Source organism: Martinezella lusitana (assembly GCF_010668395.1).
Lineage (GTDB): Bacteria > Pseudomonadota > Alphaproteobacteria > Rhizobiales > Rhizobiaceae > Rhizobium > Rhizobium lusitanum_A.
This window is the reverse complement of sequence record NZ_WUEY01000080.1, coordinates 1-446: the sequence shown is the minus strand read 5'-3', so window position 1 is coordinate 446 and position 446 is coordinate 1. Positions and strand designations below refer to the sequence as shown.

Sequence of the window (446 nt, the reverse complement as noted above, 5' to 3'; positions counted from 1 at the left end):
GTTCGGCACGCTGTGCTGCTTCAGCTACCGGCCGGTCGCGGCCCTCACGGAACGCGACATGGACGTGCTGCGCGCCTTCGCCGAGTTCCTCGGCTTCTACTTCGACGCGGCGGCGCGGCGCGAGAAGGAACGGGAAACCGTCGCGCGCAGCGTCCGCACCGCCATGCAGGAGGGCCGCCTGCGCATCGTCTTCCAGCCCGTCTACGACATCGCGCGGCGCAGCCTCCATGGCTTCGAGTGCCTGTCCCGGTTCGACATGGAGCCCGTGCGCCCGCCGGACCAGTGGTTCATCGCGGCCCACGGCGTGGGGCTGGGCATGGAGCTGGAACTGCACGCCATCCGCACGGCGCTGTCGTCGCTGCACTGCTTTCCCGCCGGCCTCCTGTTCAACGTGAACTGCTCGCCGGACTTCATCCTGTCGGGCAGGCTGCAGGCGCTCCTGGAAG

The 446-nt window shown here is 69.5% G+C and carries 1 protein-coding gene; it reads left to right on the top strand.

All coding sequences use genetic code 11. The annotated features are described in order from the left end of the window. Positions 1–58 precede the first annotated feature (58 nt). Positions 59–446, top strand: a 388-nt coding sequence (locus GR212_RS36610) for an EAL domain-containing protein (RefSeq protein WP_204326927.1), incomplete at its 3' end; no start/stop codon positions are given.